Annotated in this window: 8 protein-coding genes; 3 read left to right on the forward strand and 5 right to left on the reverse strand. The window is 38.5% G+C overall.

The features are described from left to right. Positions 1-8 precede the first annotated feature (8 nt). From ACE1EF_RS07665 to ACE1EF_RS07675, 3 genes are read left to right on the forward strand one after another with little or no spacing between them, the layout of a single operon-like run. Positions 9-2408, forward strand: coding sequence for an ABC transporter permease (locus tag ACE1EF_RS07665; protein ID WP_375720050.1), 2400 nt, complete (start codon positions 9-11; stop codon positions 2406-2408). 59 nt (positions 2409-2467) lie between these two features. Further along, positions 2468-4804: an ABC transporter permease gene (locus ACE1EF_RS07670; RefSeq protein WP_375720051.1), complete on the forward strand. Its 2337-nt coding sequence runs from the start codon at positions 2468-2470 to the stop codon at positions 4802-4804. A 20-nt stretch (positions 4805-4824) separates the two neighbouring features. Further along, complete coding sequence (locus ACE1EF_RS07675; protein ID WP_375720052.1) at positions 4825-7203, forward strand: ABC transporter permease; 2379 nt, start codon at positions 4825-4827, stop codon at positions 7201-7203. Positions 7204-7382: 179 nt separating this feature from the next. On the opposite strand, the gene ACE1EF_RS07680 is transcribed toward ACE1EF_RS07675, so the two are convergent. The 5 genes from ACE1EF_RS07680 to ACE1EF_RS07700 all read right to left on the reverse strand — a co-directional run bounded on the left by ACE1EF_RS07680 (position 7383) and on the right by ACE1EF_RS07700 (position 15261). Continuing rightward, positions 7383-8579, reverse strand: coding sequence for an MFS transporter (locus tag ACE1EF_RS07680; protein WP_375720053.1), 1197 nt, complete (start codon positions 8577-8579; stop codon positions 7383-7385). Between the two features lie 585 nt (positions 8580-9164). Continuing rightward, the gene (dcp, locus tag ACE1EF_RS07685; protein WP_375720054.1) at positions 9165-11294 is read right to left on the reverse strand and encodes a peptidyl-dipeptidase Dcp; all 2130 of its coding nucleotides are present in this window, start codon (positions 11292-11294) and stop codon (positions 9165-9167) included. A gap of 280 nt (positions 11295-11574) precedes the next feature. After that, a complete protein-coding gene (locus ACE1EF_RS07690; protein WP_375720055.1) occupies positions 11575-12318 on the reverse strand; it encodes a LytR/AlgR family response regulator transcription factor in 744 nt (247 codons plus the stop codon). Positions 12319-12334: 16 nt separating this feature from the next. Further along, on the reverse strand, positions 12335-15037 hold the full coding sequence (locus tag ACE1EF_RS07695) for a sensor histidine kinase (RefSeq protein WP_375720056.1): 2703 nt from the start codon (positions 15035-15037) through the stop codon (positions 12335-12337). Further along, entirely contained in the window at positions 15031-15261 is a 231-nt protein-coding gene (locus tag ACE1EF_RS07700) for a hypothetical protein (protein ID WP_375720057.1), read from the reverse strand. The genes ACE1EF_RS07695 and ACE1EF_RS07700 overlap by 7 nt, the downstream gene beginning before the upstream one ends. Positions 15262-15455 lie beyond the last annotated feature (194 nt).

Here is a 15455-nt window from a genome sequence, read left to right on the forward strand (position 1 = left end):
ATTAAGACATGAATAAAAACATAACTTACGCATTTCGAAACATCCTAAAGAATAAAGTAAATTCCATTATTACAGTAACCGGATTATCTGTTGCATTTGCATGTCTGTTATTGATTTTTCTTTATGTAACGCAAGAGTATAACTATAATAGTTTTCATAAAAACGCAGACGATATTTTCAGGGTAAATTATTCAGTGAAGTGGGCTAATGGAAGTGTAAATGAATCTGCCTCTCTGAATCCTGATTTATCACAAGTCCTGAAAGAAAAAGTTCCTCAAATAAAATTGAGTACAGCCTTTAGAAGTGCACAAAAACAAACGCTGAACTTTGAAAACAATAAACTGGAAGAGACTTTGTGTATTACTGAATCTGATTTTTTTAAAATGTTTGGTTTCAAGGTTCTTTATGGAGATCCAGATCAGTTTTTCAAAAATCCAAACGCGTTGGTCATTACAGAAAATCTGGCTGAAAAACTCTGCGCCATTAGCAAGTGTAGAACTGAAGAATTAATAGGTAAAACAGCCTCTTTTATGAATTCGGGTCATCAGTTATTTGTAATCTCAGGAATACTGGAAGATGTTCCTGAAAATTCCACCCTTCAATTCAGTGCCTTAATTCCATATAAATATGAAGGGAGTTTTTCAAAGTCCAACAATACGTTTGGAAATTCTATCATCTTCTATCAAACTGAAAGAAAAGGAGATAACGCGAACTCAGAAGCACTGGTCAGTTCGGTTGTAAAAACCTATTATCAGGATTTAACCGAACGTCTTCAGGGGCACAAGGCACTCGCAGATGCAGACGATTTTCAACCATTCATGATATCATTAAAAGAAACTCATCTCAGCAATGTTCTTTCGGACTATGAAAGTAATAACAGCAAATCCAGTTTATATATTCTCTCACTTATTGGATTGCTCATTCTGGTTATTGCATGTATTAATTTCATCATGCTTTCGCTTGGTCAAGCCTTTAAGAAAGCCGGAGAAGTTGGAATTCGCAATACTTTGGGTGCAAAAAAGATGAATATCTTTACTATTTTCTTTGCTGAAAATTTAATTCTGTCTGTTGTCGCATTTGCTTTGGGTACTGTTATTTGTGTATTGTCTCTGCCGGTTTTTAATGATCTGGCCCCAACTGAAATATATAAAAGCCTGATTAACATCCCAATGGTTGTTCTTTTTGTAATTGGCTGTTTGCTCATTATTGCTTTTTCAACCAGCATTATACCAATGTTAAAGCTGGTGAACATTCAACCCAATTTACTTTCAACTAAAAAAATAAAATTTGGAAAAAGTGTTGGCGCCACCCGGCTATTCGTCACAACGCAATATGGCCTTTCAATTCTTTTAATTATTCTCACCATATCAGTTGTACGCCAGATTAACTACATGAAATACAAAGATCTTGGCTTCTCTTCCGAAAATATAATCAACCTTCGGATTTACCATTTGACAAAAAGCGAAAAACTTTCATTTAAGAACCTGTTAAAAAGTTACCCTGCGGTAATCAATCTTACTTTAACAGACCGTGACTATATGGGAGGAAGATCATCAGACGCCGTTATTAAAGAGGATGGAGACTGGTTTAATACCCGAGTTTTAAATGTAGACAATAATTATATCCCCACATTGGGACTAAAACTCATTGATGGGGAAAACTTCAGGGAAGCAAATGGCAATGATGAATTAGTCATCGTCAATGAAAAACTTCTGGCCTCCCTTGACATGAAAGAAAACCCTATTGGAAATACCATCAACGTAAGTGGAACCAAATACCAAATTACCGGCATAGTAAAAGATTTTCACTACGATTCGATGGAAGAAGAGATCATGCCGCTTATTTTACGACAACCAACAACCGGCTTTCGGAGCAATTTTATTTTTTTAAGATATCAGCCGCAACAGTTGGCTTCCTTGCTCCCTTTTATTCGCAATGCCTGGAAGGATATTATTCCTGATAAGAATATGGATCTCAAATTCTGGAACGAGCAATTAAATAATCGTTATCAGTCTGAAGAACAATGGAGTCAGATCATTGGATATGCTGCTATTATCGCCATTATTATTTCTTCATTAGGCCTTTTTGGATTAACATTGCTGACAGTCAATACACGCAAAAAAGAAATTGGAATACGAAAAATAAATGGAGCTAAAATTGGTGAGGTGATGGCTATGCTCAACAGGGATTTTGTGAAATGGGTCCTCGTTGCTTTTATAATTGCCTCTCCTATTTCATGGTACGCCGCAAATCAATGGCTGGAGAACTTTGCTTACAAAACTTCGTTGAGCTGGTGGATATTTGCTCTGGCAGGAGTGTTAGCGTTGGGAATTGCATTGCTAACTGTATCCTTTCAATCCTGGAAAGCTGCAACTAAAAACCCCGTAGAAAGTCTGAGATATGAATAATAGATTTATTAAAAGAATAGATATTATAACAAGATCACACAGCTAAAATATAATATAAAATGATTAAACAGTATTTTATCAGAGAACTTCGCAACCTGATGAAGAACAAATATATTTCAGTTCTTAAAATAGCAGGGCTGACAATTGGACTTTGGGTTTTTATGGTAACAGGTTACTATGTGCTGCATGAAACAAGTTTCGATCATTTTCAGGATTCTGCCGAAAACAAGTTTAGTCTGGAAAGCAGAGACCAGTTTGGCGAAGCCTATTTTCAATCTCCTTTACCCTATGTACTATTCAACTCTCTGGCTGATCATTATCCTGAAGTAGTTAAGAGCACAAGCTTCGATATCAAAAAAACACCTGTATATATAAAACAGGAAGACAATCTTATCAAGTCAGACTATTCGGAAATTGGATTTGTTGAACAGGATTTTTTCAACTTCTTCCGCTTCGATTTTATCGCGGGAAATGCAGGGGAGAGCTTTAATTTTCCAAATCCGTTAATAATATCGAGAGACATTGCAAAGAAATACTTTGGCAGGATCGACATTATTGGCTCCCCTGTTTCTCTTATTGTAAATGAACAACCAATTGAGTATACAATTTCCGGAGTCATTGAAAATCCGCCAAGCAATTCTAATGTTTGCTTGCATTGGATTGGAAGCCTGCCGCACTTTATGCAAACACAGGGAAAAAACGATTATAAATCGGACTGGAACTACCAATGTAAAAACTATGTAGAACTCCTCCCTGGAACTGAACCTTCAGCGTTTGCGAATAAGTTATCACAGGAATATGCCGGACTTGCCAAGCTAAAACGTACACCAAAGATTCTATTAACGGTGCTTAGCAAATTACACGTCAACAAACGTCTGCGAATCTTTACAACATTGGGTATATTAATCCTCCTGATTTCAATTATCAATTATGTTCTTTTATCAACGATTGAAAAAACACGGCAGCTGCGTTACTGGGGAATTGAAAAAATTTCTGGTGCTAAAAGATTCCATTTATTGCTTAAAAACTCAACTTCTGCTTTAATCTACTCTTTTATAGCCGGTATCATTACACTTGGATTGTTTAAACTTACACAGCCCTACTTTCTCAATTTCGTCGGCAATGAAGTGGCTTTTAATGCCAGTTTGGATTCAAATAAAATCATTCCCGCGGTAATAATATGCTTATTATCTGTCATTTTACTGTCAACATTTATTAATCAATTCATTAGTGGAAAAATTAAATCAATTGAAATTCTACAAAATAAATACAGTAAAGGAAGGACCGGAAAAATTGTTTTTAATTCACTGTTAACCTTCCAGTTAATAGCATTTATTGCCTTGATTTCGGCTTCAATGTTTATTCAAAAACAACTTACCTTTATGCGTGAAAGCGATATTGGCTTCAACAAAGAATCTCTCATTTCAATGAATATTGCACCCGGCGATATTCATGCTTACAAGCTTTTTAAATCCGAGATATTAAGGCACTCAAACATCAAAAATGTGGCAGCGACAAACTCTCTTCCTCTGTCTGAATTTAGTACAATATATGGTGAAGTATTTACCGATAGTATGGGTAACCAGCAAATAAAAACAACGGAGTTTATCAATATTGATTATGATTTTTTCAAAACGTTGGAAATATCCTTCATTAAGGGTCATGATTTTAAAGAAAATGCCTCAAACCAATGCATTGTAAACCAAACTCTTATTGACCAACGTGGCATAACAGATCCACTGAAGGAAACAATTAAACTTGGAGGCAAAAACTATCAGATTTGTGGTGTGGTTAACGACTTTCACAACAAATCAATGCAAATGTCAATAACGCCTTTTGTGGCACACTACGCCCCTGATAAAATCTCGCATGCAATTATCCGATTTACCGGTAACCCTTCTGAAACGGTTGAATTGATGAAAAAAATGGCAAAAAAATACCTCCCAGAAACCATCTTCGAATACGAATTTTTTGACCAGCGTATTAAATCGGTCTATCGCGACGAGGTAAGGTTTAGTAATATTATTAATTTGCTCACCCTGCTTTCAATTTTGATAGCTGTTCTTGGTTTGCTGGGTGTATCCTATTTCTCTTCTTTGTTAAAAATCAAAGAAATAGGTATACGTAAAGTAAACGGGGCCAAAATTTCAGAAGTGATGACCATGCTCAATAAAGACTTTGTAAAATGGGTAGTCATAGCCTTTGTTATTGCCGCACCGATAGCGTACTACGCCATGAATAAATGGCTTGAAAACTTTGCTTACAAAACTAATTTGAGTTGGTGGATTTTTGCTTTGTCCGGTTTGCTCGCGTTGGGAATTGCGTTGCTAACGGTAAGCTGGCAAAGCTGGAAAGCAGCCACGAGGAATCCGGTGGAGGCCTTACGTTATGAGTAAAAAATAAAAATAACCAAATCATGATACGACATCACCTTAAGCACACAATTCGCTTTTTTTTAAAGGATAAAACATATTTTTTTATCAATACAATTGGATTTGCAATAGCTTTAACCATTGTCCTTCTTGTATCGTCCTGGGTTATGTACGAAAAATCCTATGATAGCTTTCATAATAAGCAAAAGAATATATACAGGATCGTAGAAAAGAAGTATTATCCGGGAGAGGACATATCTTACAGCTCTACCATTCCGGAATGGATGGTTAATGTCTTCGAAAAAGAGATTCCGGAAATTGAGACTTCGACGTCCTTGTCATGGGCTTCAAACTTTATGGTATCTCAAGCCAAAAAACCGATTGAGATAAATACGGTATTATTTGCTGATAATAAAGTGTTTGAAATTCTGACATTTAATAAAGTTGCCGGGGACTTTAAAAATGCCCTCACCCGACCATATACTGCAGTTCTTTCAGAACGCACAGCCAATACACTTTTCCCAAATGAAGATCCCGTGGGTAAAACAATTACAAATACACGAAACCAAAGCTATACTATTACTGCTGTTGTCAACGATTTTCCACAAAACTCACATATCCGTTTCAATATGTTGCTTTCAATGAAAGAAAGGGAAGCAGGCTGGAACATGGAAAACGACTACAACCACATTGCAACAACCTATGTTATTCTTAAACCCGGCATTCCGACCTCGGCACTTAGTGGAAAATTAAAGTCATTTGTTGAAAAGCACATGCCCAAGATGGGTAATGAGGTAACCTTTGAGTTACAGCCACTTTCAGATGTCCATCTAAAATCAGTTCATATTGAACATGAAGGCATCAACTGGTTTAAATACGACAACCGTTATCTGACGGTATATCTTTTAACCGCTTTTCTAATCCTGATTATCGTCTCGGCCAATTTTGTGAATCTTTCCATCGCAAATTTATCGAAAAGACACCGGGAAATAAGCGTTAAAAAAATCATTGGTTCAGGAAAGACAAAACTTATTTTCCAACTGGTTTTTGAAACTAGTGTTTTACTGTTAATCTCATCCCTTATAGCAATCATTGTTCTTCACTATACCACTCCGGTTTTTGAAAATTTTTTCGTCAGAGGGCAACATGTTCTTTTCGAAAATTGGTATAATGCTGCTTTCCTCATGATTGGCATTGGCGTACTAATTGTTATTCTGTCGTGCTTTTATCCCATACTTATTTTATCATCGTTAACACCGATAGAATCCCTTCGAAAGAAGTTCAGTGCGGATAAAAATGGTGAAAAAACACGGATGTCTCTTATTATTGCACAATTTGGAATTGCCATTGCGCTCATCATTGCCCTGGTTATAATCAACAAGCAGGTAGATTATATTGCATCAACAAAGCTTGGATATAATCCCGAACTTACGGTGGTATTACCATCCAGCAACTACATATCCGGTCATCTGGATGTCATTAAAGAGGAATTACAACGTAATCCTTCGGTAAATGGCGTTGCTTATTCCAACACGCATTTTGCAGAGAGTGAATGGGGCAATGGTTATGCTTATGAAGGGCAACCTGAAAATAAACGCCAGGAATCCAACTACATGTTCGTTGATAACGATTTTATTGATGTTTACAATATCAACGTGATCAAAGGTGAAGATTTTTCCTCAGCCAGGATACGGAACCAGAATATTCAGGCTTTTATCATCAATGAAACATTAGCAAATCAATTGAATTGCGATGATCCGATTGGAAAGAAATTCAGGATGTATAATACAGGCTGGGGTGAGATTGTGGGTGTTGTCAGGGATTTCAATTTTAATTCATTGCATCAGCCAATCGGGCCGCTCGTTCTTTCAAGAGGTGTAATCCCCTATGGGGTGATTTCTGTCAAAATAAATGGCAGCAATATGCAACAGACATTGAAGTTTCTTGAATCAAAATGGTCAGAGTATGAACCGAATCATACTTTTACCTACACTTTTCTCAATGAGGCTTTGGCTCATTATTATGACAAAGAAAACAACTCTGTCAGCATATTTATAATTCTTACCTTACTTTCAGTCATCCTTTCAGTTATGGGACTTTATGGTATGATTACCTTCATGGTTGAAAAGCGCATTAAGGAAATCGGCATCCGAAAAGTCAATGGCGCCAAAGTTTCAGAAATTCTGGCTCTTTTAAACAAAGATTTTATAAAGTGGGTTTCTATCGCTTTTATCATTGCCATACCCGTTGCATTCTTTGCCATGCATAAATGGCTGGAAAATTTTGCTTACAAAACTTCGTTGAGTTGGTGGATTTTTGCCCTGGCAGGTTTGCTGGCGTTGGGAATTGCATTACTGACCGTTTCATTTCAATCCTGGAAAGCTGCAACTAAAAATCCTGTTGAAAGTTTGAGATATGAATAGAGGAGAGCGGAGATCCCGATGCATTGTTTGTATTCCCGATTGCAAAGGACACCGTGACTACAAACCATTGGGATAGTGGCTTTGCGATATAATTAAGCCCTGGACTATAATTCATTGAATACCATGATTGAGGACATTGAGATAATCAAAGTCAATCAGGAAATCAGACAAAACAAAACTCAGGACATGGTTGAGCCTTTCTTTATTTTCCACCTCGCAACCACAATCATCTGAAAAATAATAAACGGTAAATTAATAAGTAGTAACATTTTCCACCCAACTGCAAAAATAAACCACCCTGCAGAAAGTGATGCAAGTGCCTGAATTCCAAATATTACAAAGTCGTTAACGGCCTGCACTTTAAAACGCTCGGCTGGTTGATATGTCTGTGGCAACAAAGTAGTGGCTCCAATAAAAAGGAAGTTCCAGCCAATCCCGAGCAACACCAGCGAAACCCAGTAGTTCCCAAGTTGTTTTCCGGTAAATGCTATTGCAATACATATCAGGTATGCAATTAAACCCATTATCATCATATTGGAAATCCCGAGTTTTTTTATCACCCAGGCTGCAATTAACGAAGGCAAAAACATGGCAATAATATGACTTTGAATTACCCATTTGGTATGACCGAGAGAATGTCCATCCATTACGTGCATACTCACCGGAGTTGCGGTCATAATAAAACTCATTACTGCATAGCCAATAGTCGCACTTAATAGTGCCACCCAAAATATGCGTTGCGTCAGAATAACTTTTAAAGGCCTTTGTGGAATATCTGATTTCTCTTCCTGTATGACCGGATTTTTAAAACCCAGCAAAAACAAAAGTGCGACAACAAATAATCCGGCAAGCAACATAAATGATCCGGCAAATTCAACCTGAAGTATGTCTTTTCCAAACATAGCTATCTCTGGTCCAAGGAAAGCAGCTACTATTCCTCCAACCAAAACCATTGAAGCAGCTCTGGGAATCAGTTCTTCGGAAACACTTTCCATGGAGGCAAACCGAAACTGCATAACACACGAATAGGTTGCACCGAACAAAAAAGTACTGAAACAAAAAAGATAAAAGTTTGAAATTGAAATAGCATAAGCGGCCAGAAAAGCTACGAGTATAGAATATATTCCGATGATAAAAAACGAATGCCGGCGACCAAATGTATTCATTAGCAAGGTAACGGGCGGAATGGTGACAGCGGTTCCAACCACGATGCTTGCAACCGGAAGTGTAGCAAGGTTTTCCATCGGGGCCAACTTCGAACCTACTAAACCACCTACAAAAACGACCATTGAACTTACCGATAAAATAAGAGCTTGCGCAATTGTGAGAATCCATACATTTCGTGGGAGGCCGCCTAAATACTGAATGCTATTCATTAATTATCAGTTATTTTTGAAAGACTTATTATCGTATCAAAACAACGGTTAAATAGCAATAATGTTCTGAAAAATAAGGATTGAAATAAAAACCCTGAAAAGGAAAATTTAGACGATAACGTTTGTTTCGACTATGACAAAGATGCAAGATCAAATCCCCACTTAAACACTTTTAATTGCATGCAATTTTTATTTAATGGATGAATAAAGTAATATGTCTTCAGAAAAAATGAGATTCTAATATCATGGAGATTAATGAGTTATTATTACGCACATTCTCTAAGTGGTTGTAACCGGCCATTACCATTTCCTAACCTATTACCTGATACGCCATGCATAAATGGCCATAAAACTGTGCTTACAAACAAAACAATCGGGATCGAAACACTTCGATATGAGTAAGGCTGAGCCAATAGAACAAATTACATCCGAACAAAAATTTTGAATACCCTGTAAAAGAGGCCATATTTTTTTTAGTAACAGCCACATCATTTTTGCATGTTTGCATCAACCGGATGTGGCTGAACATATTAAAAAAGTCAGGGCCTCACTTGAAGTGAGGCCCTGACTAAACTGATTAATGTTTTATAATAAACCCCTTGATTTTAACAAAGGCTCAATTTCCGGATCTTTCCCTCTGAAATCCTTGTACATCTTTTCAAGGTCCTCTGAGTTGCCCCGCGACAGGATCATATCACGGAAACGCTGTCCGTTTTCACGGGTTAGCCCTCCATTTTCCCTGAACCATTCAAAGGCATCATTATCCAGCATAGCAGCCCAGGTATAGGCATAATAACCTGCCGAATAGCCATTCCCCCAAATGTGCAGGAAGTAGCTTGAACGGTAACGTGGTGGTACTTCTTTCATATAAGCACCTGATTCCTTTAAGGCGTTCAATTCGAATGCATCGGCATCTTCAATTTTTTGTCCTGCACTGATCGTGTGCCAGGCCATATCCAGTTTTGACGCTTCCAGTAACTCGGTAAAGGCATAGCCCTGGTTAAATGTTACCGATTTTTTAATCTTATTAACGAGCGATTCCGGCATCGGTTCACCCGTTTTATAATGTTTGGCATAATGTGCAAACACGCTCGGATATAATGCCCAGTGCTCATTAAACTGTGATGGAAGTTCTACAAAATCACGGGAAACGTTGGTCCCTGAAATACTTGGATATTCTTCGTCAGCAAAAAATCCGTGCAAAGCATGCCCAAACTCATGGAACATCGTGGTTACATCATCGTAGCTGATGAGTGCCGGCTGTCCCGGTGCCGGTTTGGAAAAATTACATACGTTGTAAATTACCGGTTTATTACCCAGTAGTTTAGACTGCTCTGTGATATTACCCATCCAGGCACCACCTGATTTATTATCGCGTTTATAATAATCGCAGTAGAACAGTCCGATGGATGAACCATCTTCGTTAAACAGTTCAAACGTACGGACATCATCCTGGTAAACCGGTATATCCTTGCGTTCTTTAAAGGTTATTCCATAAAGCTGTGTAGCAGCATAAAAAACACCGTTCTCCAGAACATTATTCAATTCAAAATACGGCTTAATCTGGCTCTCATCCAGGTCGTATTTAGCTTTACGAACCTGCTCTGAATAGAAATTCCAGTCCCATGGCTCCAGTTCAAATCCGCCCTTCTGCTTGTCAATCAACACCTGAATATCTGCAGCCTCCTCTCTTGCTTTAGCCATGGCATCAGGGGTTAAACGGTTGAGTAGTTTGTTAACAGCTTCCGGTGTTTTAGCCATCTGGTCTTTAAGTGCCCATTCCGCATAATTTTTAAAACCCATAATTTTAGCCTGCTGTGCCCTGATTTCAGCCAGTCGGATAATGATAGCCCGTGTATCGTTGCTATCGTTCTTTTCTGCCCGGTTCCAGGATGCTTCAAATAGTTTATGACGGGTATCACGATCTTTTAAATACTGAAGATCCGGTTGCTGTGTTGTATTTTGTAGTGGTAGTAAATACTTCCCGTCTTTGTCTGCATCAGTGGCTTGTTTAGCAGCAGCACTTATTTCTGCATCCGATAATCCCTTCAGCTGATTTACGTCATCAACGACAAGGGCACCGGCCTTGGCAGCCGCGATTAACTTATTACTGAATTTTGCACTTAAAGTCGCTTCTTCACCGTTCAGTTTTTTCAGTTCTGCTTTTTTCTCATCCGAAAGATTAGCACCTGCCAGCTCAAACTTCTGATAGTAGTATTCTACCAGCCTTTTGGATTCCGGATCCAGATCCAGACTTTCGCGTTCGTTATAAATCTTTTTTACGCGCTGAAATAGCTTATCATTTAAAAATATGGCATCAGAATGAGCTGCCAGCCTGGGGGCCTCCTCCTCTTCTATGCGTTGAATTTCCGGATTGGTATTGGCCCCGGATAATAAACTAAATACACCGTAAGCATGGTGTAGAGTCTGGCCGCTCTTTTCGAGTGCAACAAAAGTATTTTCAAAAGTCGGCTCTTCGTTATTGTTGGCTATTGCATTAATCTCCTCCATCTGTTCCTTCATCCCCTGTTCAATGGCAGGTTGAAAATCTGCATTTGTGATCTTTGTGAAATCCGGTGCACCATACGGCAGACCACTGTCACTAAGCAATGGATTATTGTTCATTGTTTCTGTGTTTGTTTTTTTAGAACCATTTGAGCAGGACGCCATGATCGCGAATAGCGAAACTACCAGCAAATAAGAAATGTGTTTCATGATAATATATTGAAATTATACATAATTAATTCGTGCGAAAGTTACGGGACTTCTGTGCAGCATTTCAATTCTGAGATTGTCAAACTAATTATTTGATTTTTAAAGATCACAAAATTAGTCAAATTTGCCATCAAAAAGCTGATAAATATTCTTTAATGCGTATTTTGAAAACCAATTGGAATAACAAGGATTATGCTTGTTCTGTTTATACGAACCGCTTATTTTATTACAATTTAAGCTTCAAATTCTTATGTATATTCTGAAAGTGGTGCTTGGTATTTTAAAGTATTCTTTTCAGCACTTCTTCTCTTTTTTGGCGCGAGATGGGAACATTATCCCCACCTTCCATTAAAATATAGCCTCCATCTGATTTTACGTAGGCTGAGATCTTTTGGCAGTTAATAAGGTGAGACTGGTGGGTTCGCAAAAAGCCGTAGGCCTCAAGTATTTCATGGTATTCTTTCAGCGTTTTGCATACCATATATTCTTTGTTGCCTTCAATAAAAATACGCGTATAATTACCATCGGCCTCCATGCGGATAATGTGTTTGATCACAACAAATTCAATTTTCTCGGATAAGGGAAGGGCCAGGCGTTTTTCTTCGTCAGCGCGGTCAATGTTGGCTACAAGTTCTGCCAGGCGCTGGTTTTCTTTTTTTCGGTTAATCTGAGTTGAAGCCTTTTCAACTGCCTTCGAAAGTTCAAATATATCAATGGGCTTAAGTATGTAGTCGATGGCACAAAACTTTACAGCCTGAATGCCGTATTTGTCGAATGCTGTAACAAAAATCACTTCGAAAAACTGGTCATTAAGTGATTTTAGCAGGTCGAAACCCGAGCCACCCGGCATTTCAATGTCGAGGAACAATAAATCAGGCTGTGTTTGTTGCAGTAATTTCAACGCTTCGGGAGCCGATGCTGCTTCGCCAATAATTTCTACCTGTTTGCAATATTCGGTAAGCAGGTCACGCAGGTTTCTCCTGCTTTTGGGCTCATCGTCAACTATAATACTTTTAATGCTCATTTGTATGTCTTTAAATTTAATCAACCGGTATTATCAGAGTAGCTGTTGTTCCGTCTTTTTCACTGTTATTTTCCACCGTCAGTCGGGCCTGTTTGTTTTTGTGGTTTAAAATAGCCAGGCGTTCCTGTACAAGTTTCAATCCAAAGCCTTTTTGGCTCAGTTTGTCCTCCTTTTGTTGCGACAGACCGGTTCCGTTGTCTGTTACATAAACGCAGATTTTGTCCCTGCACCGATCTACTTTAATGCTAAGCTTTCCCTTTCCACCGAGTGACGATAACCCGTGCACAACCGCGTTTTCGGCCAGGGGCTGGATGATCATCCCGGGTATTTCAATCAGGTCACTGTTGATATCGGATGCGACCTCAATGCTCAGCTCAAATTCGAAGCGCAATTGTTCCAGTTCACAATACAGTTTCACGGCTTCCAGCTCTTCGGACAGGCTTACCATGCTACGTTCCGAGTTATTGAGGACACTACGCATCAATACCGAAAATTTAGCCAGGTAAATGTTGGTTTCTTTATATTGGGAACTGTTTACGAGTGATTGGATGGAATTGAGCGCATTGAAAACAAAATGCGGGTTCATTTGCGAGCGAATAGCCTTAATTTCCAACTCCTTAATTTGTCGTTTCAGGGCTTCCTGACGACGTATTTTGCGTATGCGCATCCGGTACACCAAGAAACCGATGAAAAGTGTGAAAAGGATGGAGCCTAAGCTCCACCCTGCGGTTTTATAAAATGAGGCCTTTTCTGCCTTTGTGTATCGTTTGGCGTCGATGGCCTTTCGTATGGCTTCTTCCAAAGCCTTGTTTCCTATATAATTTAGCGGACTTTTTACATTGTCATCCACAATTCGTAGCCATTTATCAAGAACAAATATTTTATCCTGATTTGTTTTTAAAAGTTTGCTTCCTAAATCCTGCTCCATCACGTCTATAACCTTTACGTTGGGCATAGCCTTTATGGAGTCAGCAGCAGGACTTTTATCTGAATATGTATTTGGAAGTGAAACAAATATGAATTCCACCTCGTCAGGTATAAACTTATCCATTTCTTTTTTATAGTAACTGATCATTCTTTTCTCAGAGCGCATAATAACCAAACAAACGGGTTTTCCTTTGTACTGTGCAAGGTTAAAGACAGTGCTGTCTTTCAGTATGAATGATTGTACCGGGAATGCTTTGCCCAGAGCCAGTTCCGAAACTGTTTTATGTACTTGTTCCAGTGGCTCGGTCAGCAAAGGATCTTTGCAGTTATTGATAAAATCCTGGTAAAAAGGTTCAATTCCTGACGCTGCTGCAAAGCCACCTCTTAATTCCTTATCAAAAGCTTTATAAAGGGCAGTATAAAGCGGGTAAACTTTTAGGGATGCCCTGGCAAAATAGTAGTTCCCGTAAAAGTCATTGTTTTGTCCTCCAACCGACATTTCCAGGCGTTGCTTTTTAAAATCAAATGCGTAGTGAAGGAAGCTTTGGTAGTATTTACACCATTTATAGGGATACATCAAAGTGGGCAATGTATCTACTTCTAGAAAGAAACCGGCGGGAAAGTCAAAAACTTCTTTCTCTGAAGCTTTATGGTATGAAAACATATCTTCATAGAGTATCGTCTCGTTTTCTTCCCTAAAATATAATTTATCTGCTGCCAGATAGTAATTCCACTTTGACCTGAAATAATCGACACATTCTTTGGTCGCTCTTTTGCTGTACAGGTTTAGAAGGTATTTAATGTTTTTTGTGATCGTTTCATGGTAGGTTGAATAAGCTCTGACATTTTTAGGCAGTGGCATGTATGTCATCCACTCATCCATTTCCACCGACAATTTAGCATTATAAGCCGCTTTGCCCCTAAAGTTGATTGCATCAAACAAATGGCCAGGTTCTGTGGGCTGGTCGTAAAGCGTACCTCTGATTGAAACCCTTTCCACCTTTGATGGTATATCCAGAATTTCCAGGGTGTCGCCGGGCACGAAGAAGGAACTTATCGTTTTGCTTCCAATGTCTATCTTCAAATAAAGCGGTTCGTTTAAAAATACAGGGCAACTAAAAGAGCCATCTTCACCGGTGTCAAAATGCCTTTTTTTGAAATATGCCTCATCTCTGTCTCCTTCCAGGCTAATTGTTATTTTCCGGTTAGCCTGATCCGCAAGTTTCCCTTTGATGATGCTGTTGGCTGGGATTGGGAACGATGCATTTACCAATCTGCCTATCCGATCCGAAATAAGAATCCCTTCTTTTTTTAAATATTTGACTTCTGTAGTAACCGTATCGTTTGAGGTTACTTTATATATGCTATAGAATTCTGTTTCGCGATAGTCATTGGTTTCAATTTTTTGCTCACTGTTAAGTATTGTCATTGTTTTAAGGCCTGATATTGGAGGTAAAAATGTAGTGAAGCCTGAAACCAATTCGATCATCTGCGTTGGAAGCTTAAAGTTAAATGAGATTCCAATCTTGTTTTTTACTTTGGGACTGATTTCCGTAAGTTTAAATGTAGGAGCATAACCGGAAATGGAATCAAAGCGAATTATATTGCCGTCGGGAGTTACCTCCAGTTCTGACTGAATGAATGGTTTTACCGACTTAACATTATCCCGGTAAGGAGGATAGTAAGAATCGTAGCCCAACCAGGTGTTAAAACTGGAAGCATATACTTTGCTTTGAATTCTTTGAATGGATACGATGTAAATCTGGTTGCCGTTTGAACGCTGCTTTAGCAATTGGTAATGCAGTAATACGGATAACTCTGTTTTTCTGCTTCTTTAAAAAAGTTGAGAGGTGACCCGCTTTTATCCGTGTAGTTCAGCGGAAGATCAACCTGCATTTCGAACCAATCACCTTCGTTGATGTGAAACCGTCCTTCCGGGTTTTCTGCCAATAGTTTATCAGAAAAAAAGATTAGTTTGAAGAGCAAAATGCTGAGTAAAATGTTTTGTCGTTTCATGGTGTTCAAAATTTATGAATTATAAGTTCATAAGCAAAGCACGACAAAACATTTTGGATCTACCTGGTTCATTTAGCAAACAACATGTTTGATTACATATTCGGGACTTAAACCCTTCCCTGGCAGCAAAACTAAGCAATATTTGAGTATTATTTGGGTACGTAGATGTATAACAGGAAAGATATTAACTTCAT

Source organism: Quyinboa sediminis, from assembly GCF_042219855.1.
Taxonomy (GTDB): Bacteria; Bacteroidota; Bacteroidia; order Bacteroidales; family UBA5342; genus JBHJHP01.

What these genes read in the sequence shown, in the direction of transcription:
- ACE1EF_RS07670 (WP_375720051.1), top strand. Translation starts at nt 2,468, where the DNA reads ATGATTAAACAGTATTTTATCAGAGAACTTCGCAACCTGATGAAGAAC.
- dcp (WP_375720054.1), bottom strand. Translation starts at nt 11,294, where the DNA reads ATGAAACACATTTCTTATTTGCTGGTAGTTTCGCTATTCGCGATCATG.
- ACE1EF_RS07665 (WP_375720050.1), top strand. Translation starts at nt 9, where the DNA reads ATGAATAAAAACATAACTTACGCATTTCGAAACATCCTAAAGAATAAA.
- ACE1EF_RS07675 (WP_375720052.1), top strand. Translation starts at nt 4,825, where the DNA reads ATGATACGACATCACCTTAAGCACACAATTCGCTTTTTTTTAAAGGAT.
- ACE1EF_RS07700 (WP_375720057.1), bottom strand. Translation starts at nt 15,261, where the DNA reads ATGAAACGACAAAACATTTTACTCAGCATTTTGCTCTTCAAACTAATC.
- ACE1EF_RS07680 (WP_375720053.1), bottom strand. Translation starts at nt 8,579, where the DNA reads ATGAATAGCATTCAGTATTTAGGCGGCCTCCCACGAAATGTATGGATT.
- ACE1EF_RS07690 (WP_375720055.1), bottom strand. Translation starts at nt 12,318, where the DNA reads ATGAGCATTAAAAGTATTATAGTTGACGATGAGCCCAAAAGCAGGAGA.